The organism is Exiguobacterium sp. AB2 (assembly GCF_000696055.1).
GTDB classification, from domain to species: Bacteria; Bacillota; Bacilli; order Exiguobacteriales; family Exiguobacteriaceae; genus Exiguobacterium; species Exiguobacterium alkaliphilum.
On the sequence record NZ_JNAA01000027.1, the window covers coordinates 1 to 657 of the forward strand.

At 60.4% G+C, this 657-nt stretch carries 1 protein-coding gene; it reads left to right on the forward strand.

From position 1 onward, the window contains the following. Window positions 1-269: 269 nt before the first annotated feature. Window positions 270-657: IS1182 family transposase (locus DI14_RS04075; RefSeq protein ID WP_034805545.1), on the forward strand; the 388-nt coding region annotated here is incomplete at its 3' end.

The following is a 657-nucleotide window of genomic DNA, read 5'->3' on the forward strand; positions in this document are numbered from 1 at the left end:
GAGGGCACTGAAAAACTTCAAATGTTTTTGAACAGAGGAGCGTCGTCCCGGAAGGGATGGCGCTCCTCTGTTTTCATCGCCCTTCAGCCGCCCTGTCCGGCACGCCGCTTTCCTGGGGGCGGGCGTCGAGCCGCATCGCGACGTCGTCGCTGCTGGGTCTCGCCTTGCCCGCTGATTCCCCGGGAGTCGGCGTGCCCTCGGGCGGCGCTGTACGCGCCGGGCATTCCGGACTATACTGACTGTAACCAACCCATTTGGAGGCGATCCCGATGATGCCCGACCTGCCCAACATGCCGCCGAGCCCGTATGCGGCCCTCTATGACCTGTTGATCCCGGCCGATGACGAACTGCGGCTCATCCATGACCTCGTCTCGTTCGAATTTATCACCGACCTGCTCGAGGATACGTATTGCCACGACAACGGTCGGATGGCTGTCCATCCTGTCCGGATGTTCAAGTATCTGTTCCTGAAGGCGCATTCGAACCTGTCCGACGTCGACCTCGTCAGACGGGCGAAGACCGATCTCGCCTACAAATATTTTCTGGACCTGGCACCGGAGGATGACGTCATCAACCCCTCCTCGCTCACGAAGTTCCGCCGTCAGCGTATGGACGACGACGAGCTGCTCGACAAATTGATTGGGCACACGGTCGAGG